At 66.5% G+C, this 19,448-nt stretch carries 22 protein-coding genes; 17 read left to right on the top strand and 5 right to left on the bottom strand.

Annotated elements, in window-relative coordinates; genetic code table 11:
- Positions 1-65 precede the first annotated feature (65 nt).
- The 4 genes from C1A30_RS30035 to C1A30_RS30050 are packed head-to-tail and all read left to right on the top strand — an operon-like array spanning position 66 to position 3,825.
- Positions 66-857: an SDR family NAD(P)-dependent oxidoreductase gene (locus tag C1A30_RS30035; RefSeq protein ID WP_101951860.1), complete on the top strand. Its 792-nt coding sequence runs from the start codon at positions 66-68 to the stop codon at positions 855-857.
- 14 nt (positions 858-871) lie between these two features.
- Entirely contained in the window at positions 872-1,705 is an 834-nt protein-coding gene (locus tag C1A30_RS30040) for an oxidoreductase (protein WP_101951861.1), read from the top strand.
- Between the two features lie 50 nt (positions 1,706-1,755).
- A complete protein-coding gene (locus C1A30_RS30045) occupies positions 1,756-2,385 on the top strand; it encodes a TetR/AcrR family transcriptional regulator (RefSeq protein WP_101951863.1) in 630 nt (209 codons plus the stop codon).
- A gap of 15 nt (positions 2,386-2,400) precedes the next feature.
- Positions 2,401-3,825, top strand: a complete 1,425-nt coding sequence (locus tag C1A30_RS30050) for an APC family permease (protein WP_101951864.1) — start codon at positions 2,401-2,403, stop codon at positions 3,823-3,825.
- On the opposite strand, the gene C1A30_RS30055 is transcribed toward C1A30_RS30050, so the two are convergent.
- Complete coding sequence (locus tag C1A30_RS30055) at positions 3,822-4,664, bottom strand: DUF429 domain-containing protein (protein WP_101951866.1); 843 nt, start codon at positions 4,662-4,664, stop codon at positions 3,822-3,824. The two genes, C1A30_RS30050 and C1A30_RS30055, sit on opposite strands and share 4 nt — an antisense overlap.
- Before the next feature lie 40 nt (positions 4,665-4,704).
- Between C1A30_RS30055 and purB the strand changes: the two genes are divergently transcribed.
- The 3 genes from purB to C1A30_RS30070 are packed head-to-tail and all read left to right on the top strand — an operon-like array spanning position 4,705 to position 8,242.
- Positions 4,705-6,123 carry an adenylosuccinate lyase gene (purB, locus tag C1A30_RS30060; RefSeq protein ID WP_101951868.1) on the top strand — a complete coding sequence of 473 codons (1,419 nt, stop codon included), beginning with the start codon at positions 4,705-4,707 and terminating at the stop codon, positions 6,121-6,123.
- Positions 6,120-7,331, top strand: a complete 1,212-nt coding sequence (locus tag C1A30_RS30065; protein ID WP_200828469.1) for a cytochrome P450 — start codon at positions 6,120-6,122, stop codon at positions 7,329-7,331. The genes purB and C1A30_RS30065 overlap by 4 nt, the downstream gene beginning before the upstream one ends.
- On the top strand, positions 7,328-8,242 hold the full coding sequence (locus tag C1A30_RS30070) for a tellurite resistance/C4-dicarboxylate transporter family protein (RefSeq protein ID WP_101951869.1): 915 nt from the start codon (positions 7,328-7,330) through the stop codon (positions 8,240-8,242). Before C1A30_RS30065 ends, C1A30_RS30070 begins: the two co-directional genes overlap by 4 nt.
- Here C1A30_RS30070 and C1A30_RS30075 read toward each other — a convergent pair.
- Complete coding sequence (locus tag C1A30_RS30075; RefSeq protein ID WP_101952986.1) at positions 8,166-9,029, bottom strand: DUF559 domain-containing protein; 864 nt, start codon at positions 9,027-9,029, stop codon at positions 8,166-8,168. The genes C1A30_RS30070 and C1A30_RS30075 overlap by 77 nt on opposite strands.
- A 95-nt stretch (positions 9,030-9,124) precedes the next feature.
- Positions 9,125-9,751, bottom strand: a complete 627-nt coding sequence (locus C1A30_RS30080; RefSeq protein ID WP_101951871.1) for a hypothetical protein — start codon at positions 9,749-9,751, stop codon at positions 9,125-9,127.
- 30 nt (positions 9,752-9,781) lie between these two features.
- On the opposite strand from C1A30_RS30080, the gene C1A30_RS30085 reads away from it, so the two are divergent.
- Together C1A30_RS30085 and C1A30_RS30090 are read left to right on the top strand one after the other, a co-directional pair.
- Entirely contained in the window at positions 9,782-10,669 is an 888-nt protein-coding gene (locus C1A30_RS30085; RefSeq protein WP_101951872.1) for a phosphoribosylaminoimidazolesuccinocarboxamide synthase, read from the top strand.
- A complete protein-coding gene (locus C1A30_RS30090) occupies positions 10,666-12,771 on the top strand; it encodes a S9 family peptidase (protein WP_101951873.1) in 2,106 nt (701 codons plus the stop codon). The genes C1A30_RS30085 and C1A30_RS30090 overlap by 4 nt, the downstream gene beginning before the upstream one ends.
- Here the strand turns inward: C1A30_RS30090 and C1A30_RS30095 are convergent.
- The gene (locus C1A30_RS30095) at positions 12,730-13,179 is read right to left on the bottom strand and encodes a DoxX family protein (RefSeq protein WP_101951875.1); all 450 of its coding nucleotides are present in this window, start codon (positions 13,177-13,179) and stop codon (positions 12,730-12,732) included. The two genes, C1A30_RS30090 and C1A30_RS30095, sit on opposite strands and share 42 nt — an antisense overlap.
- Before the next feature lie 75 nt (positions 13,180-13,254).
- Between C1A30_RS30095 and C1A30_RS30100 the strand changes: the two genes are divergently transcribed.
- From C1A30_RS30100 to C1A30_RS30115, 4 genes are all read left to right on the top strand, one after another.
- On the top strand, positions 13,255-13,812 hold the full coding sequence (locus tag C1A30_RS30100; protein ID WP_101951876.1) for a TetR/AcrR family transcriptional regulator: 558 nt from the start codon (positions 13,255-13,257) through the stop codon (positions 13,810-13,812).
- 11 nt (positions 13,813-13,823) lie between these two features.
- Positions 13,824-14,315 (top strand): glutathione peroxidase, encoded by a 492-nt coding sequence (locus C1A30_RS30105; RefSeq protein WP_101951877.1) that lies wholly within the window; start codon positions 13,824-13,826, stop codon positions 14,313-14,315.
- A 62-nt stretch (positions 14,316-14,377) separates the two neighbouring features.
- Positions 14,378-15,082: a DUF2334 domain-containing protein gene (locus C1A30_RS30110; protein WP_101951879.1), complete on the top strand. Its 705-nt coding sequence runs from the start codon at positions 14,378-14,380 to the stop codon at positions 15,080-15,082.
- A gap of 22 nt (positions 15,083-15,104) precedes the next feature.
- Positions 15,105-16,748, top strand: coding sequence for an FAD-binding dehydrogenase (locus tag C1A30_RS30115; RefSeq protein ID WP_101951880.1), 1,644 nt, complete (start codon positions 15,105-15,107; stop codon positions 16,746-16,748).
- Here C1A30_RS30115 and C1A30_RS30120 read toward each other — a convergent pair.
- Positions 16,745-17,398 (bottom strand): MBL fold metallo-hydrolase, encoded by a 654-nt coding sequence (locus tag C1A30_RS30120; protein ID WP_101951881.1) that lies wholly within the window; start codon positions 17,396-17,398, stop codon positions 16,745-16,747. The genes C1A30_RS30115 and C1A30_RS30120 overlap by 4 nt on opposite strands.
- A gap of 44 nt (positions 17,399-17,442) precedes the next feature.
- Here C1A30_RS30120 and C1A30_RS30125 point away from each other — a divergent pair, with 44 nt between their 5' ends.
- From C1A30_RS30125 to C1A30_RS30140, 4 genes are all read left to right on the top strand, one after another.
- Positions 17,443-18,102 carry an ATPase gene (locus tag C1A30_RS30125; RefSeq protein WP_101951883.1) on the top strand — a complete coding sequence of 220 codons (660 nt, stop codon included), beginning with the start codon at positions 17,443-17,445 and terminating at the stop codon, positions 18,100-18,102.
- A gap of 36 nt (positions 18,103-18,138) precedes the next feature.
- Entirely contained in the window at positions 18,139-18,378 is a 240-nt protein-coding gene (purS, locus tag C1A30_RS30130) for a phosphoribosylformylglycinamidine synthase subunit PurS (protein WP_101952987.1), read from the top strand.
- On the top strand, positions 18,375-19,049 hold the full coding sequence (gene purQ, locus C1A30_RS30135; protein ID WP_101951885.1) for a phosphoribosylformylglycinamidine synthase subunit PurQ: 675 nt from the start codon (positions 18,375-18,377) through the stop codon (positions 19,047-19,049). The genes purS and purQ overlap by 4 nt, the downstream gene beginning before the upstream one ends.
- 95 nt (positions 19,050-19,144) lie before the next feature.
- Complete coding sequence (locus C1A30_RS30140) at positions 19,145-19,435, top strand: type VII secretion target (protein WP_369974190.1); 291 nt, start codon at positions 19,145-19,147, stop codon at positions 19,433-19,435.
- Positions 19,436-19,448 lie beyond the last annotated feature (13 nt).

Here is a 19,448-nt window from a genome sequence, read left to right on the forward strand (position 1 = left end):
GCCGGGCTAAGTCTACGTCTGTATACAACGACAGAAGTCTACGAGCGTAGATCAAAGGAGACGTCATGGACATGGGCCTGTCGGGCAAGCGGGCACTGGTCAGCGGTTCGAGCGCAGGCTTGGGCCGAGCCATCGCCGAGGCGTTGGGCGCTGAGGGTGCTTCGGTGGTGGTGCATGGTCGCGATGCCGAGCGCGCGACGGGGGTTGCGGCGGGAATCCGCGACGCGGGTGGTGACGCGGTTGTCGTCGTCGGAGACCTGGCCACCGACGCCGGCGCCGACGCAGTCACCGAAGCCGCGGGCGATGTCGACATTCTGGTCAACAACGCCGGAACGTTCGACGGGCTGCCCTGGTCGGAGGTGACCGCCGACATGTGGGCGCAGATTTACCAGGTGAACGTCATCTCAGGAGTGCGGCTGATCGAGCGCCTGCTGCCGCGGATGCGGCACCGTGGCTGGGGGCGCGTCATTCAGATCGGTGGCGGGCTGGCCGTTCAGCCCGTCGCCGACCAGCCGCACTACAACGCCACACTCGCGGCTCGGCACAACCTGACGGTGTCGTTGGCCCGCGACCTCGCGGGCACCGGCGTCACCGCGAACACCGTCGCGCCCGGTGCAATTCTCACCGACTCTGTTCGCGAGATGGCGGTACGAGTTGCCGCCGACCGGGGATGGGGCCCGCAGTGGAAGGACATCGAAGCCGCCGCGGCATCGCAGTGGTTTCCCAACGACATCGGCCGCTTCGGCCGACCCGAGGAGATCGCCGCCGCAACAGTATTCCTCGCCAGCTCGCACGCGGCCTACATCAGCGGTGCAGTTCTGCGCGTGGACGGCGGCGCGATCCGCAGCGTGGCATGAGAAGGAGTAGACAAATGAGCAAGGTGTGGTTGATCACCGGAAGTTCCCGCGGCTTCGGCGCGGAGTTGCTGCGCGCCGTGCTTGCCCACGGCGACCGGGTTGTGGCGACCGCGCGGCAACCCGAGCGGTTGCGGGAACTGGTCGAGGGTCACGAGGACCGGGCGCGGGTGTTCGCGCTCGACGTCACCGACGCTGACGCCGCGGTTGCCGCAGTCCAATTCGCGGTCGCCGAGTTCGGTCGCCTTGACGTGGTCGTCAACAATGCCGGCTACGCCGACAGCGCACCGATCGAGGAGACCGATCCGGCGGACTTCCGAGCCCAGATCGAGGCCAACCTGTTCGGGGTTGTCAACGTCACCCGCGCCGCCCTTCCGGTGTTGCGCGCGCAGCGATCCGGTGTGTTCGTACAGTTTTCGTCGGTCGGCGGACGCGTCGGTGGCACTCCCGGCCTGGCCGCGTACCAGACGGCGAAGTTCGGTGTCGAGGGTTTCTCCGAAGTGCTCGCCAACGAGGTCGACGCGTTCGGCGTCAAGGTGATCATCGTCGAACCCGGCGCCTTTCGCACCGACTGGATGGGGTCGTCGATGACGATGCACGAACCCGGTCCGGACTACCACGACACGATTGCATTCATTCACCGACTGCGTCGGGCCGCCAACGGAAATCAACCGGGCGACCCGGCGCGCGGGGCGCAGATCGTGATCGATGTCGTCGAGTCGCCTGACCCTCCGCGTCGACTGTTGTTGGGCAGCGATGCCGTCGAACTCGCATTGACCAATGGCATTCAACGCCTCGACGAAGCGCGGCAGTGGGCCGCGGTCAGCCGCAGCGCGGACTTCCCTGAGTAAAGGCTGATGATTAGCCGAAAGCACTATGCCGCAACCGCCTGACTGGCAGCATGCTAAACGTGACGGCAGCAGTCACTCCAAAAGGAGAACGTCGGCGGTACGCGCTGGTCAGCGCGGCCGCTGATCTGCTGTGCGAAGGTGGCTTCGACGCGGTCCGGCATCGCGCAGTGGCCCGCCGCGCGGGGCTGCCGTTGGCGTCGACGACGTACTACTTCTCCTCGCTCGAGGACCTCATCACCAAGGCGGTCGAACACGCCGGCGCCCGTGAGGCCGAACAATTGCGCGCCAGGGTCTCCGCGTTATCGCGGCGGCGTCGGGGCGCCGAGTCGACGGCCGACGTGTTGGTGGACCTGTTGGTCGGTGAAGCCAACGGGCTGCGGGTCACCGAACAGTTGATCTCCCGCTATGAGCGGTACATCGCGTGTGCGCGCCAACCCGGGTTGCGGGAGATCGAACGCCGCATCCTGCAGCAGCGCACCGACGCGGTGGTCGAAGTCGTCGAGCGGTCCGGTCGCTCGGTGCGCGCGGAACTGCTCACCGCACTGGTGTGCGCCGTCGACGGAGCGGTGGTGGCCGCGCTGGTCGGCGACGGCGACGGCCCGCGTGCGACGGCTCGGGCGACCTTGATCGATGTGATCGACGTGCTCGCGCCGATCGATGAAAGAGTGGCACCAGTCTGATCGGAGGACAGGGCAATGACCACGCCGGCGACCGTTGAGGAGCAACCACAACTGCGGCGAGTCATGGGCCCAGGACTGCTGCTGTTGTTCGTCGTCGGTGACATCCTCGGCACCGGCGTGTACGCGCTCACCGGCGACGTCGCGGGCGAAGTCGGTGGGGCGGCGTGGATTCCGTTCCTCGTCGCGTTCGTGATCGCCACCATCACCGCGTTCAGCTACCTGGAGCTGGTCACCAAGTATCCGCAGGCGGCGGGCGCAGCACTGTACGCGCACAAGGCTTTTGGCGTGCAGTTCGTGACCTTCCTGGTGGCGTTCGTGGTGATGTGTTCCGGCATCACGTCGGCCTCCACCGCGTCGCGGTTCTTCGCGGCGAACTTCGAGACGGCGTTCGATCTGGACTGGGGCAAGGTCGGGATCGTCACCGTCGCCCTGCTGTTCATGGCGCTGCTCGCGCTGGTCAACCTGCGCGGTGTCGGGGAGAGCGTGAAACTCAATGTGGCACTGACGATCATCGAGATCACCGGCTTGCTGCTGGTGATCCTCGTCGGCTTGTGGGCGTTCACATCGAGCAGCGACGTCGACTTCTCCCGCGTCGTCGCGTTCGAAACGGCGTCGGACAAGAACGTTTTCCTCGCCGTCACCACCGCGACGTCGCTGGCGTTCTTCGCGATGGTCGGCTTCGAGGACTCGGTGAACATGGCTGAGGAGACCAAGGATCCGGTCCGAGTCTTCCCGAAGGTGTTGTTGTCGGGACTGTCGATCGCCGGTGTCGTGTACGTGATGGTGGCCATTGTCGCGGTGGCGCTGGTGCCCGTCGGTGTGCTCGAGGCCAGTGACACGCCGCTGGTCGAGGTGGTCAAGGCCGGTGCGCCGGGGCTGCCGATCGAGGACATCCTGCCGTTCATATCGATGTTCGCAGTGTCGAATACGGCGCTGATCAACATGTTGATGGCCAGCAGGCTGATCTACGGCATGGCCCGCCAGCATGTGTTGCCGCCGTTGTTGGGCGCGGTGCACCCGCGACGGCTCACCCCCTGGGTGGCGATCGTGTTCACCACACTGATCGCGTTCGGCTTGATCTTCTACGTGACGGCGTTCGCGAACAGCAGTGCGATCGCGGTGCTCGGTGGTACCACGTCGCTGCTGTTGCTGGCGGTGTTCGCGATGGTCAACGTCGCGGTTCTGGTGCTGCGCCGCGACGTTCGCGAAGGGGGCGGGCACTTCAAGACGCCAACTGCGCTGCCGGTGATCGGCTGTATCACCTCGCTGTATCTGGTGACGCCGCTGTCGGGCAGGCCCGCCCAGCAGTACGTGCTGGCACTGATCCTCGTCGGGATCGGCATCGTGTTGTTCTTCGTGACGATGGCGATCAACCGTCGACTCGGCATCCGCGACGCGGGGATCACCGACCCGACGCATCTGGGTGCCCCACCGGATTAGCGCAGCGCCTCGCGAATCGCGTTGAGTTCCTTCTGCGCGTCGCCGAGCAGTTCCATCGCACGGATCAGCCTGCTCTCCAGGGAGGACCGGCTGGTGCGGCGGTCGGGCGTCGGCTTGGCGGGTGCGGACAGCGTCGGCGTGACGATGTAGCCCGTCTCGTAGTCGCCGTAGATGGTGACGTCCTCCGGACGGTGGTACCAGTACGACGCGACGTAGGCGGCGATGACCGCGTCGACGGCGTCCTCGTCCCTGTCGAGTTGGCTCGGCTTGGTGGCGGCCTCGACCCGCCTGCGCAGTTCGACCCATGCCACGCTGCGGTTCGCCCGCAGTCGCGGTGTCTCGTTGTCGAGTCCCTCGATCAGCGTCATCAACTTGAGCAGCTCGCGTTGGCGATCGCCGAACGCGCCCTTCTTGTACTTCAGCGTCTTCTCCAGCCCGAACAACACCACCGTCGCCGGATGCGGGTAGACCTCGATGGCCCGCCTGGTCGAGGACGACGCGGGATCCATGTCGAGCCCGAGCGTGTTTGCCAGCACCGCCGCGCGCGGCGGGTTGAACAGCGGGTTGGTGGTGTTCGCCGGATACGCGCCCGCATCGAACTTGCCGAAGTCCTTGTTGTACGCCGTCTCGGCGGGCCGGTATCCGGTGGGGTTGTTGACGATCAGCGGGGCGTCGATGCCGACCAGGCAATCCTCGCCGGTGAACGGGGTGACGGCGTCGATGATGCTGGCGTCGTCCAGTGCGATACCCACGTGCAGCAGGCGGCCGCCTGCATCGATGGCGGCCACGCCGGTCTGCTTCTTTTCACCCCACGCAAGATCGAGCCCAACGAAGTACATGCGCCTAGCCTGCCTTACCCGCGCCGTAAGCTGTCTGTCTGTGACGATCCCTGATGTGCTGGCCAACCGGTATGCCAGCGACGAGATGGTGGCGATCTGGTCACCGGAGGCCAAGGTGGTCGCCGAACGCCGGCTGTGGCTGGCGGTGCTGCGGGCGCAGGCAGCGCTCGGCGTCGACGTGCCCGCGGGCGTGGTGGAGGACTACGAACGGGTGCTCGACGACGTCGACCTGTCGTCCATCGCGGCGCGCGAGCGGGTGCTGCGCCACGACGTCAAGGCGCGCATCGAGGAGTTCAACGCGTTGGCGGGGCACGAACACGTGCACAAGGGCATGACCTCTCGGGACCTCACCGAGAACGTCGAGCAGTTGCAGATCCGCCGGTCGCTCGAATTGGTGCACGCCCACGGTGTCGCGGTGGTGGCGCGACTGGCCGAGCGTGCGATCAGCTACCGCGATCTGGTGATGGCGGGACGCAGCCACAACGTCGCCGCGCAGGCCACCACGTTGGGCAAGCGGTTCGCGTCGGCGGCCGAGGAGATGCTGTTGGCGCTCGAGCGGTTGCGGACACTGATCGACCGGTATCCGCTGCGCGGCATCAAGGGCCCGATGGGCACCGCGCAGGACATGCTCGACCTGTTCTCCGGCGACACCGGGCGGTTGGCCGAGCTCGAGCGTCGCGTCGCCGAATTCCTGGGATTCACAAACATTTTCACCAGCGTCGGGCAGGTCTATCCGCGGTCGCTGGACCACGACGTGGTGTCCGCCCTGGTGCAGGTGGGGGCCGGGCCGTCGTCGCTGGCGCACACCATCCGGTTGATGGCAGGCCACGAACTGGTGACCGAGGGCTTCGCGCCCGGGCAGGTCGGCTCGTCGGCGATGCCGCACAAGATGAACACCAGGTCCTGCGAGCGGGTCAACGGGTTGCAGGTGGTGCTGCGCGGCTACGCGTCGATGGCCGCCGAGTTGGCGGGCGCGCAGTGGAACGAGGGCGACGTGTTCTGCTCGGTGGTGCGACGCGTCGCGCTGCCTGACGCGTTCTTCGCGATCGACGGCCAGATCGAGACGTTCCTGACGGTGCTCGACGAGTTCGGCGCCTATCCCGCGGTGATCCAGCGCGAACTCGACCGGTACCTGCCGTTCCTGGCGACCACGCGGATCCTGATCGCTGCGGTGCGCGCGGGGATGGGCCGCGAGGCCGCACACGAGGTGATCAAGGAGCACGCCGTCGCGGTGGCGTTGGCGATGCGCGAGAAGGGTTTGGAGCCCGACCTTTTGGACCGGTTGGCCGCCGATCCTCGGCTGCCGCTGGACCGGGTCGCACTCGACGCCGCGCTGGCCGACAAGCAGGCGTTCACCGGCGCCGCGGGCGATCAGGTGGACAGGGTGGTGGACGCGGTCGACGACCTGGTGGGCCGGTATCCCGAGGCGGCGAAGTACACCTCGGGCGCGATCCTGTGAGTTCGGGGTTGTCGCAGATCGACTTCACCGATCTGGACAACTTCGCCTCCGGGTTTCCGCATGAGCTGTTCGCGGTGCATCGGCGCGAGGCGCCGGTGTACTGGCACCCGCCCACCGAGCACACGCCGGACGGCGAGGGCTTCTGGTCGGTGGCCACGCACGCGGAAACGCTTGCAGTGTTTCGTGATCCAGCGACTTTTTCGTCCGTCACCGGAGGGTCACGGCCATACGGTGGCACGCTGTTGCAGGATCTGTCGATCGCCGGCCAGGTCTTGAACATGATGGACGATCCGCGGCATTCGGAGATCCGCCGATTGGTCAGTTCGGGCCTGACGCCGCGGATGATCGCCAGGGTGGAAGACGATCTGCGGGTGCGGGCGCGTCGCCTGCTGGACGCGGTGGTCGGCGGCGAGCCCTTCGACTTCCTGGTCGAGATCGCTGCTGAACTCCCGATGCAGATGATCTGCATTCTGCTGGGAATTCCTGAGTCCGAACGACATTGGCTGTTCGAGGCGATCGAACCGCAGTTCGACTTCGGCGGCGCGCGTAAAGCGTCGGTGGGGCAGATGTCGGCGGAGGACACCGGGTCGCGGATGTACGCCTACGGCCAGGAGTTGATTGCGGCCAAGCGGGCTTCGCCGACCGACGACATGCTGTCGGTGGTCGCCAACTCCGATGCGAGCGACCTCGAGGTGTACCTGTTCTTCAGCCTGCTGTTCAGCGCGGGCGCGGAGACGACCCGCAACGCCGTCGCGGGTGGGCTGCTGGCGTTGGCCGAGCATCCTGCTCAATTGGCTTTGCTGCGTTCGGATTTGGCGCTGTTGTCCTCTGCGATCGAGGAGATGGTGCGCTGGACGTCCCCGTCGCCGTCGAAGCGGCGCACTGCCACCCGCGACGTCGAGTTGGCCCGCTGCCGCATCGAGGCCGGGCAGAAGGTACAGGTGTGGGAGGGTTCGGCGAACCGCGACTCGTTGGTGTTCGCCGATGCGGACACGTTCGATATCGCGCGGAAACCCAATCCGCATCTGGGTTTTGGGCATGGCGTGCACTACTGCCTTGGTGCCAATCTGGCGCGCCTCGAACTGCGGGTGCTGTTCGAGGAACTGCTGGGCAGGTTCTCGTCGGTGCAGGTGGTCAAGCCGGTGGAGTGGACACGCAGCAACCGGCACACCGGAATCCGACATCTGGTGGTCGAACTGCGCCCGTGAAACCGGACACGTTTGCGGCGGTGATGGCGACCGGGATCGTGTCGATCGCGGCGTCCGACCACGGTTTCGACGTCGTCAGCGACGTGTTGATCGTGTTGGCCGCCGTGGCGTTGCCGGTGCTGATCGTGGCGGCCGCGAGTGCCTGGCGACGCGACTCGTGGGCGGTGACGGATCTCGATGTGGCGATTCCGCTGTGCACGTACATCGCCGCGTGCGCGGTGGTCGCGGCGCGACTGGCTGAGCACCGAATAGTGCTGTGGGTGCTGGCCGGAATGGCGTTGCAGGGCTGGCTTTCGTTGGCGCCGGTGATGGCACGCCGAATGTGGCGCGAACGCTCCGGCTTGCGTGATCGCGCGCACGGCGGCTGGGAGCTGGTCAGCGTCGCGACATCCGGGTTGGCCATCCTGATGGCGGATCTGAAGTTCGTGTTTTCTGCCGTGTTGTTCTGGGCTGTCGCGATCTTCGTCTACGTGATGATGACGAGCCTGGTGGTGCGGCGCGCGCTGCGTGCGGCGATGCCGCCGGATGTGGCCCAGCCGCACATCTGGATTCTGATGGGCGGTGCGGCGATCGCGACGTTGGCGGGCGATCACATTCACAGGGCGGGCCTGACCGCGGTGTGGCCGGTGACGGTGGTGACGTGGATCGTGGCCACCGCCTGGATCCCCGTGCTGATTTACGTGTGTCTCAAGCGCCGCATCGGACTGGGGTGGGCTGCGGTGTTCCCGCTGGGGATGTATTCGTCGGCGACGTATGCCACCGCCGTCGAAACCGGTTGGCACTGGCTGACAATCGTGTCGCTGGTGTTCTTCTGGATCGCGCTTGCGGCGTGGCTCATCGTCGGGACCGACGCGCTGCTTCGATTTCGGCGAGCACGCGCTGCGGATACTCCGTCAGATCCAGCCACGTGAAGCGCAGCACCAGCCAGCCGAGCAGGATCAGCTTGTTCTGCCGTTCGCGGTCGATCTGGAAGTCCTCCCGGCTGTGGTGAAAGGCCCAGCCGTCGGTTTCGACGGCGATCTTCTCCGCCGGGAGTCCGACGTCGACCTTGTATCCGCCGACCGGATAGTTGGCCTTCCAGCCGGTGATGTTGTTGTCCCGCAACAGCTTGATCAGCAGACGTTCGGCCGCGGAGCGGGCGCCGTCGGCGGCTGCAACGAGCAGTCGCCTCGCGGCAGGCGAACCGTAGCGGCCCTTGTTGCGCAGATGGGCTTTCCAGAGTTGCGGCAATTCGACATGGCGCTGCAGTGCGGAGTCCATCAGCTTCGCGCCGCCGCCGCGTCTGGCGGCGGCCTCGACGACGGTCAGCGGCAGCGCCGTGACGCGCAAGCCGTTGCGTTCGACGACGTCGCATGGGTCCAGATCCCGCCGCCTCAATCTGGTGCCGACGTGGCATCGGCTGTCGCCCCGACGGGGCACTGTCACCTCGACGACGTCAGGCGGGTACTTGGTCAGGTCGTGCCACCACGCCGCGGCCAAACCGCTCGCGACTGCTCGGTCCCCGTAGCCCCACACCGAGGCGCGGACACGTGCCCGGTCTGTGAACGGCCTGTCGTCGACGAAGTACACGCCCTGGGAACATCGCACCCAATGGCCGGCCGTTATTCGCCGGTTGACAGCGTGCTTGCTCAGGCCCGCGGTGCGCGCTTGAGCCAATGTGATGACGCCGTCATGTCGGCGTAGGAAGTCATCGAGCACCACTATTGGACGGCAGTGACGGCCTGCCCGGTTCCACTCCCTGCGATTTCGGTGTGATCCGTCGCGGCGGGCGCGACCCACCACACCGAAATCGCTCAGTGGCGGACGCGGCGGACCCGGACGCCGGCCGCCCGGAGTTCCAGCGCGGCCAGGCCGCGGATCGCGATGGGGTCGAGGTCCCGCCACGCGCCCACCGGATCGGGCGTGATCGCGGCGAGCTTGGCCAGCGGCCGGTTGGCCAGCGCCCGGAGGGCGAGCAACTGTTCGCCCGCCGCGGTCGACGACAGCGTGATTGCCGTCCACTTGCGGCGGAAGAACCGGATCCGCAGAAACAGCCAGGGCAGCGCGACGAACAGGATCGGCGGTGCGGCCACCGCGAGCGCCAGCACCCAGGCCAACCACGACGCCGTCGAATTCAAGCTGTGCCCGGCACCGGCGATGTCGAGCGCGGCCTGACTCGCCGCGCGCAGCGGCTTGGCGAGCGTATCGCCGATGAGCGGGAAGTCGTCGGTGCTGTCACCGGCCGAGTTGAGGTTGTCGGCGACCCCGTTGGCGCCGGTCTCGACCTGGCGACCGACTGCGGCGATCGCCGACACTGCGGAGTGCACCGCCATCCCGACCAGCACCCACACGGTCGTCCAGGCGATCACCACCAAATCGCTGATCAACTGCCTGACCAGTCGCGTCGGTGTGGTGGCATAGGGCACGTAACGGGACGTCATGAGGTTGATCCCAGCAGATAGGCTGGCCCGATGCGCCCGTCTCTGTCGGACTACGAACATCTGGCCAGCGGCAAGGTTCGCGAACTGTACCGCGTCGACGACGAGACTCTGCTGTTCGTCGCCACCGACCGCATCTCCGCCTACGACTACATCCTGGACTCCGAGATACCCGACAAGGGCCGCATCCTGACCGCGATGAGCGTCTTCTTCTTCGACTTCGTCTCGGCGCCCAACCACCTGGCGGGCCCGCCCGATGACGAGCGCATCCCGCAAGACGTCCTCGGCCGTGCCTTGGTGGTGCAGGAACTCGAGATGCTGCCGGTCGAGGCGGTGGCCCGCGGCTATCTGACCGGGTCCGGGCTGATCGACTACCAGAAGACCGGCAAGGTGTGCGGCATCGCGTTGCCGCCGGGGCTGACAGAGGCCAGCAAGTTCGCCCAGCCGTTGTTCACCCCGGCCACCAAAGCCGAACTGGGACAACACGATGAGAACATTTCGTTCGACGACGTGATCGAGTTGGTGGGCGCGGTGCGGGCCAACCAGTTACGGGAGAAGACGTTGCAGACCTACATCCAGGGCGCCGATCATGCGCTGACGAAAGGCATCATCGTCGCTGACACCAAATTCGAGTTCGGCGTCGACAAGCAAGGCAACCTGCGCCTTGCCGACGAGGTCTTCACCCCGGACTCCAGCAGGTACTGGCGCGCCGACTCGTACCAGGAGGGCGTCGTCCAGGAGAGTTTCGACAAGCAGTTCGTGCGCAACTGGCTCACCGGCCCTGAGTCCGGCTGGGACCGCAACGGCGACAAACCGCCGCCGCCGCTGCCACCCGACATCGTCGACGCCACCCGCGCCCGTTACATCGAGGCCTACGAACGCATTTCGGGCCGCAAATTCAGCGACTGGATCACACCATGAACCCACCTGTAGCCAAACGCATCGACCATCGCCGCGAGTATCACGGCGACGTCTTCGTCGACCCTTACGAGTGGTTGCGCGACAAGGACGACCCGGAAGTCCTCGAGTACCTCAAGGCCGAGAACGAATACACCGACCACGTGACAGAGTCGTTGGCGCCACTGCGGCAGAAGATCTTCGACGAGATCAAGGCGCGGACGAAGGAAACCGATCTGTCCGTGCCGACCCGCCGCGGCGACTGGTGGTATTACGGCCGAAGCTTCGAGGGCAAGCAGTACAGCGTGCAATGCCGTTGCCCCGTCGCGGATCCCGACGACTGGGTGCCTCCGCAGCTCGACGAGAACACCGAGATCCCCGGCGAGCAGATCCTGCTCGACGAGAACGTCGAGGCCGAAGGACACGACTACTTTGCGCTGGGCGCCGCGTCGGTCAGCCTGGACGGCAACATCCTGGCCTATTCGGTGGACGTCAAGGGTGACGAGCGATACACCCTGCGCTTCAAGGACTTACGCACCGGCGCTCTGTACGACGACGAGATCGTCGGTATCGGCGCCGGAGCCACCTGGGCGGCGGACAACCACACCATCTACTACGTCACGGTCGACGAGGCGTGGCGGCCGGACACCGTGTGGCGGCACCGACTGGGCTCCGGCCTGCCCGCCGAGAAGGTCTACCACGAGCCCGACGAGAAGTTCTGGCTTGCCGTCGGACGCACCCGCAGCAACAAATACATCGTCATCGCCGCAGGCAGCGCCGTCACCACCGAGATGCGCTACGGCGACGCAGGAGACGGTGAGGCCGAGTTCACCACCATCTGGCCGCGCCGCGAACTGGTCGAGTACTCCGTCGAGCATGCGGTTGTCGGCGGCGAGGACCGGTTCCTGATCCTGCACAACGACGGCGCCGAGAACTTCACGCTCGTCGAGGCTCCGGTGAGCGATCCCACCAACGTTCGGACCCTGATAGAGCACCGTGACGACGTCCGACTGGACTCGGTCGACGCGTTCGAGGGGCATCTGGTGGTCAGCTACCGCAGCGAGGCGCTGCCGCGGATCCAGCTGTGGCCAATTTACGCCGACGGCGAATACGGTCGCCCCGAGGACATCACGTTCGACTCCGAGTTGATGTCGGCGGGCCTTTCGGCGAACCCGAACTGGAGTTCACCCAAGCTGCGGATCGGTGCGACGTCGTTCGTCATCCCGGTGCGCATCTACGACATCGACCTGGCGACCGGCGAGCGCACGCTGCTGCGTGAGCAACCGGTGCTCGGCGACTATCACCCCGACGAGTACGTCGAACGCCGCGACTGGGCCGTCGCCCCCGACGGTGCGCGGGTACCGATTTCGATCATTCACCGCATCGGGCTGCCGTACCCCGCGCCGACCTTGCTATACGGCTATGGCGCCTACGAATCCTGCGAGGACCCACGGTTTTCCATCGCCCGGCTGTCGCTGCTCGACCGGGGCATGGTGTTCGCGGTCGCCCATGTGCGCGGCGGCGGTGAGCTCGGCAGGTCCTGGTACGAGCACGGCAAGCTGCTGGAGAAGAAGAACACCTTCACCGATTTCATCGTGGTGGCGCACCACCTCATCCAGACCGACGTCACCCGACCGGAGAACCTGGTGGCCTTCGGCGGCAGCGCGGGCGGGTTGCTGATGGGCGCGGTCGCCAACATGGCGCCGGAACTGTTCGCTGGCATCCTCGCCGCGGTCCCGTTCGTCGACGCGTTGACCACCATCCTCGACCCGTCGCTGCCGTTGACGGTCACCGAGTGGGACGAGTGGGGAAACCCGTTGGAAGACAAAGACGTCTACCACTACATGAAGTCCTACTCACCCTACGAGAACATCGAGGCGAAGGACTATCCGCCGATCCTCGCGATGACGTCGCTGAACGACACCCGCGTGCTCTACGTCGAACCCGCGAAATGGGTTGCGGCGCTTCGGCACACCAAGACCGACGATAACCCGGTGCTGCTGAAGACCGAGATGAATGCGGGCCACGGCGGGATCAGCGGCCGCTATGAGCGTTGGAAGGAAGTGGCGTTCGAGTACGCCTGGCTATTGGACGCCGCCAAGGCCAACCACGACGGCGGCGGCTAGGAACACGATCTCCTCCGCAGTCCGCACGTCCAACCGCGAGTTCATCGACTTCGGCGGACCGGGCATCCGCGACGCATAGATGTTGGCCGGGAACATCACCAACATCAGCACGAAGAGACACACCGCCGCGGCGACACGGGTCGGCGGATAGAGCAGCCCGGCCGCGCCAAGCAGTTCGAGCACGCCGGTGAACGTGACGAGCAGACCCGGCGCGGGCAGCCGCGGCGGTACGATCGCGATCATGTCGCGCCGCAGTGGGTTCACGAAGTGTGCCGCCCCGGTCATCACGAACATCACCGCCAGGCCGACCGCGAGCGCTTCCGGCCAGCCGGCGACGTAATCGACCCCCAGCCAGCCGACCAGGCGGGCGGCCAGGGTGCCGAGGACCAGCGTGAGGACAACTGCCATCGCAACTCCTAATCTAGACAGTGACAAGATGGAGGTTAGGCAGGAATCTAGGCACTGTCAAGATATGATCGGGAGATGAGCAGGGACACCTATCACCACGGCGATCTGAAGGCCGTCATCCTGGCCAAAGCCGCCGCCCTTGTCGCAGAGCGCGGCGCCGACGGAATCTCACTGCGCGAGCTCGCGCGGGAGGCCGGGGTGTCCCACGCCGCGCCCGCGCATCATTTCACCGACCGCCGCGGACTGTTCACCGCGCTCGCCGCCGAGGGGTGGCGCCTGCTGACCGAGGCGCTCCGCGACGCCCGGCCGGACTTCCTCGAGGCGGCACTCGCCTACGTCCGATTCGCGCTCGACCATCCCGGCCACTACGCGGTGATGTTCGACCGGTCGCTGGTCAACGCCGCGGATCCGGAACTGATCGCGTCGATGGATGCCGCCGGAACTGAGCTGGCGCAAGGCGTCGGCACGCTCGACGATGCGAACGCCAAGGGCGATCCGCAGGCCGCCGCATTGGCGGCATGGTCTCTGGTGCACGGCTTTTCGCTGCTTTGGCTCAATCAAGCCATCGACAACGACACCGATCCGATCGCGCTGGTGCATCGGGTCGCCGGGATGCTGTTCACGAACGGGTAGCCTGCCGGGTTATGACCTCGCTGACTGACATCGCATTGACGACGCTGGACGGACGGCCCACGACGCTGGCCGAGTTGGCTGACGGCGCTGCGCTGGTGGTGAACGTGGCGTCGAAGTGTGGGCTGACTCCGCAATACACCGCGCTGGAGCAACTGGCGACGGACTACGGTGACCGCGGCCTGACGGTGATCGGGGTGCCGTGCAACCAGTTCATGGGCCAGGAGCCGGGCACCGCCGAGGAGATCCAGACGTTCTGTGCCACCAACTACGGCGTGACCTTTCCGCTGCTGGCCAAGACCGACGTGAACGGCGCCAACCGGCACCCGCTGTACGCCGAACTGACCAAGACGCCGGATGCCTCAGGCGAGGCGGGTGACGTCCAATGGAACTTCGAGAAGTTCCTGCTGGCGCCCGGCGGTCAGGTGGTCAACCGGTTCCGGCCCCGCACGGTGCCGGATGCGCCTGAGGTGATCGCGGCCATCGAATCGGTGTTGCCCCGGTAGATGTCAACTGCTGACCACGTGTTGTAAACCGTCGCGACATATGCCGTTGCCACACTGGGCGCGTGGCTGGACAACTGATCGTCTCGGTTTCCGGGATCAGCGATCGCACGCTGGCCGACGTCGCCGCGTTCCGCGGCCGACTTGACGAACGTAGCGTGCCCGCTTCGTTTTTGGTGGCGCCGAGGATCAAAGGGGGCTACCGGCTCGACTCGGATGCGCCGACGGTCGAGTGGCTTGCCGACCGGCGCACCCGCGGTGATGCCATAGTGCTGCACGGCTTTGACGAGGCGGCCACCAAGAAGCGACGCGGCGAGTTCGCCACTTTGCAAGCGCACGAAGCGAATTTGCGGTTGATGGGCGCGGACCGGGTGCTCGAGCATCTGGGGTTGCGGACCAGGCTGTTCGCCGCGCCCGGATGGACGGTATCGCAAGGCACCATGATGGCATTGCCCCGCAATGGGTTTCGGCTCGTCGCCGGGCTGAGCGGCATCACCGATCTGGTTCGTCAGACCACCGTGCGGAGCCGGGTGCTCGGCATCGGCGAGGGGTTCTTGAGCGAGCCGTGGTGGTGTCGAACGCTTGTCCTGTCCGCCGAACGCGCGGCGCGGCGCGAGGGCGTCGTCCGCGTCGCGGTGGCCGCACGTCATCTCCGTCGGCCCGGTCCGTTGCAGGCCATGCTCGACGCCGTCGACTTGGCGTTGATGCACGGGTGCATGCCGTCCGTCTACCACTGGGACCCATATCCCGCTCTGACAGACGCGGCATAGCCAACGCCGCTAACGTGGCGGCGTGGCAGATGCTGATGTGATCGTGGTGGGTGCCGGTCTGGCCGGTCTGGTGGCCGCGTGTGAGCTGGTCGAACGCGGCCGCAGCGTGTTGATTGTGGATCAGGAGAACGCCAACAACGTCGGCGGCCAGGCATTCTGGTCGTTCGGCGGGCTGTTCTTCGTGGACAGCCCGGAACAGCGGCGGCTGGGCATCCGCGACAGCCACGAGTTGGCGTTGCAGGACTGGCTGGGCACCGCAGGCTTCGACCGGCCCGAGGACCACTGGCCGCGGCAGTGGGCGCACGCGTACGTCGACTTCGCCGCGGGGGAGAAGCGCAGTTGGCTGCACGAGCGTGGGCTGCGGACCTTCCCGCTGGTCGGTTGGGCCGAGCGGGGTGGCTATGACGCTCGCGGCCACGGCAACTCGGTGCCGCGCTTCCACATCACCTGGGGTACCGGGCCTGCGATCGTCGACATCTTCGCGCGCCGGTTGCTGGGCAACGCCAAGGTGCGGTTCGCGCATCGCCACCGTGTCGACGAGCTGATCGTGGACAACGGTGCGGTCACCGGGGTGCGCGGTGCGGTGCTGGAGCCGACGACCGCTGCGCGCGGTGTCGAGTCGTCACGAAATGTTATCGGCGACTTCGAATTTCGCGCGCAAGCGGTGATCGTCGCCAGTGGCGGGATCGGCGGGAGCCACGACCTGGTGCGGCAGAACTGGCCGAAGCGGATGGGCCGGGTGCCCGAGCAGTTGCTGTCCGGGGTGCCCGCGCACGTCGACGGGCGGATGATCGGCATCACCGAATCCGCGGGTGCGCGGGTGATCAACAGCGACCGGATGTGGCACTACACCGAGGGCATCACGAACTACGACCCCATCTGGCCGTTGCACGGCATCCGGATCATTCCGGGGCCGTCGTCGTTGTGGCTGGACGCCAACGGCAAACGGTTGCCGTCGCCGTTGTATCCGGGGTTCGACACGCTCGGCACGCTGGAGTACATCTCGCAGACCGGGCAGGACTACACCTGGTACGTCCTCAACGCGCGAATCATCGAGAAGGAGTTCGCGTTGTCCGGGCAGGAGCAGAATCCCGACCTCACCGGTAAGAGCGTGCGCGATGTGTTGCGGCGGGTGCGGCCGGGGGCGCCGCCGCCGGTGCAGGCGTTCGTGGACAAGGGTGTCGACTTCGTCAGTGGAAACTCGTTGCGCGACTTGGTATCTGCGATGAACAACGTGCCTGACGTGTTGCCACTCGACTATGCGACCGTCGAGGAGGAGGTGACTGCCCGCGACCGCGAGGTGGCCAACCGGTTCACCAAAGACACCCAGATCGCCTCGATCCGGGTGGCGCGCAACTACCTTGGCGACCGGTTCGGTCGCGTCGTCGCCCCGCACCGACTCACCGATCCGAAGGCGGGCCCGTTGATCGCCGTCAAACTGCACATCCTGACCCGGAAGTCGTTGGGCGGCTTGGAAACCGATCTGGACTCGCGGGCGCTCAAACCAGACGGCACGCCGTTCGACGGTCTGTACGCAGCGGGCGAGGCGGCCGGATTCGGCGGCGGCGGCGTGCACGGCTACCGCTCGCTGGAGGGCACCTTCCTGGGCGGGTGCGTGTTCTCGGGTCGAGCGGCGGGCCGGGCAGCAGCGAGGGCTATGGCTTAGAAGTCCGTGGCATTTTCGGGTTCGAGCACCTGGAAGTCGGCGTTGGTCATTTCGGACAGCCGCCCGTAATAGATGCCGCGGGCGTTCGGTTCGATGATCGCCTGATGGATTGGTACGGCGCGGGCGGGTGCGACGGCGCGCAGATAGTCAACCGCCTCCGACACCTTCATCCACGGGGCAGCTGCGGGAGTGGCCAGCACGTCGACGGGCTCGCCCGGCGCGAACAGCGCGTCGCCGGGGTGCATCAACCGGGCGGCATGCGAGCCGTCACCGATGAGGTACGAAATATTGTCTATCACAGGGATTTCCGGGTGGATCACCGCGTGCCTGCCGCCCACGCCCCGCACGGTCAGGTGCCCGATGCTCAACTCGTCGCCGACGTGCACAGCCTGCCACGGGTCGCCGAGTTGATCGGCGGTTTGCGGGTCGGCGTACAGCGCGGCCTGCGGGTTGGCCTCGACGAGCGCCGGTAGCCGCGCCGTGTCGGCATGATCGGGGTGCTGGTGGGTGATCAGGATGGCCGACAGCCCGGTGATGCCCTCGAAGCCGTGCGAAAACGTGCCGGGGTCGAACAGGACGGTGGTGTCCTCTCCGGAATCGCCCTTGAAATTCGCGAGTAGGCATGAATGGCCGAAATGCGTCAATTGCATGCCTATATTGTGGCGCGCAAGTCTGTACCAGGGGGACCTGCATCGTGCGATTGCTGCTGGCGGTAGCCGTGGCGACCTTTGGGCTGGCCAGCGCGCCCCCTGCGGGCGCGGTACCTGGCGAGTGCCCGCCGTTTTGCGACGCCATCCCCGATGCGGCGTGGATCGCGCCGCCATCGGTGCCGCTGTACCCGGTGTATCGGTGGCCTGGCCTGGCCGCATTGGCGGTGACGGCGGCGTCGCCGCGGTTCGGCTTCGAGGCGGTGTGCAGCAGTCCGCCGGTTGCCGAGGATCCGCGTGCATATGCCGTCGCGGCGCGATCGGTGGTGCTGCACGAGAAAGACCAGTGGAACCTGCTGGTGCAGGTGATCCACTGGCGCGGCGACACCGCGACCGGAGGACGAACCGCGATGTCGACGCTGGATACGGCCAGGTCGCGGCTGCGCGACTGCCAGACGACGGCGGCCACGGCGTCGCCGTCGATCACCACCGACGACGGCACCAGCGTCGCCGCGGTGATCAGCAAGGCGGGCGACCAGGTGATGCACGAGTACCTGCTGGCCCATCCGGGCAGCAGCACCGTCGTCGAACTGGCCATGTGGTCGTCGCTGCCGCCTCAGGTCGACTGGCCGTCGGTGGCCGACGCGCAGGTGCTCGATGCGATGGCGGCCCCGTTGTGCAGGGCATACCTTGGTTCGTGCCGGTGAGGCGGCGGCGGCGTTGCCGCCGGTAGAGTGTTCGCCGTGGCAAGGGTGGTTGTGCACGTGATGCCCAAGGCGGAGATCCTCGACCCGCAGGGGCAGGCGATCGTCGGGGCGCTGGGACGGCTCGGCTTCGACGGTGTCTCGGATGTACGGCAGGGCAAGCGATTTGAGCTCGAGGTCGACGACAGCATCGACGACGACACCCTGGCCGAGATTGCCGAATCGCTGCTGGCGAACACGGTGATCGAGGATTTCAGCGTCAGCAGGGAGCCATCATGACCGCACGTGTGGGCGTGATCACATTTCCGGGGACGCTGGACGACGTCGACGCCGCCAGGGCGGTCAAGTTGGCCGGCGCCGAGGCGGTCAGCCTGTGGCACGCCGACGCGGACCTCAAGGGGGTCGACGCGGTGGTGGTGCCGGGCGGCTTCTCGTACGGGGACTACTTGCGTTGCGGCGCGATCGCGAAGTTCGCCCCGGTGATGGGCGAAGTGGTCCGCGGCGCTGAGCAGGGACTGCCAGTGTTGGGGATCTGCAACGGTTTTCAGGTGCTGTGTGAGGCCGGCCTGCTGCCTGGCGCGTTGACGCGTAACGCGGGCCTGCACTTCGTCTGCCGCGATCTGTGGCTGGAGGTCGTGTCGAATACGACGGCGTGGACGTCGCGCTACGACGTCGGCGCCGACATTCTGGTGCCGTTGAAATCGGGCGAGGGCCGCTACGTGGCCAGCGAGCAGGTGCTCGACGAGTTGGAGGGCGAGGGTCGGGTGGTGTTCCGCTACCGCGACAACCCGAACGGCTCGATGCGCGACATCGCCGGTATCAGCTCGGCCAACGGTCGCGTCGTCGGCCTGATGCCGCATCCAGAGCACGCCACCGAGGCGCTGACCGGCCCGTCCGACGACGGGCTCGGCCTGTTCTACTCCGCCCTCGATCAGGTGCTCGCGGCGTAGGTCTCACGACCGCGAGCGTGCGGAAATTGGTGCGCACAGGGGTGTCCGGCAGGCCTTAGGGTCGAGACAACTGATTGCGTACTGAAATTCCAGGAGTGATCGTGCTCGTCGATCCAGAGGTGCTGCGCGCGTTTGCAGCGCAGGTTGATTCCGCCGCGGCGTCTATCAGCGGCCTCGACGTCAGCAGCGTTGCGACCACTGCGGCCGACGGATTGCCGGCGTCGGAGACGCAGTGGGCCGCACGACAGGTCGGTCATCACCTCGGGCTTGCGGCAAAGGACATCGTCAAAGACATCACATCCATGGGGCAAGCGGTTCGCGGAGCGGGAGACCGCTACGAGGTCGACGACACCGCTCTCGCGGGCATTTTCACGCAGCTGTTCTGACCGTGCTGCCTTC

The sequence above is a fragment of the Mycobacterium sp. 3519A genome (assembly GCF_900240945.1).
Lineage (GTDB): Bacteria > Actinomycetota > Actinomycetes > Mycobacteriales > Mycobacteriaceae > Mycobacterium.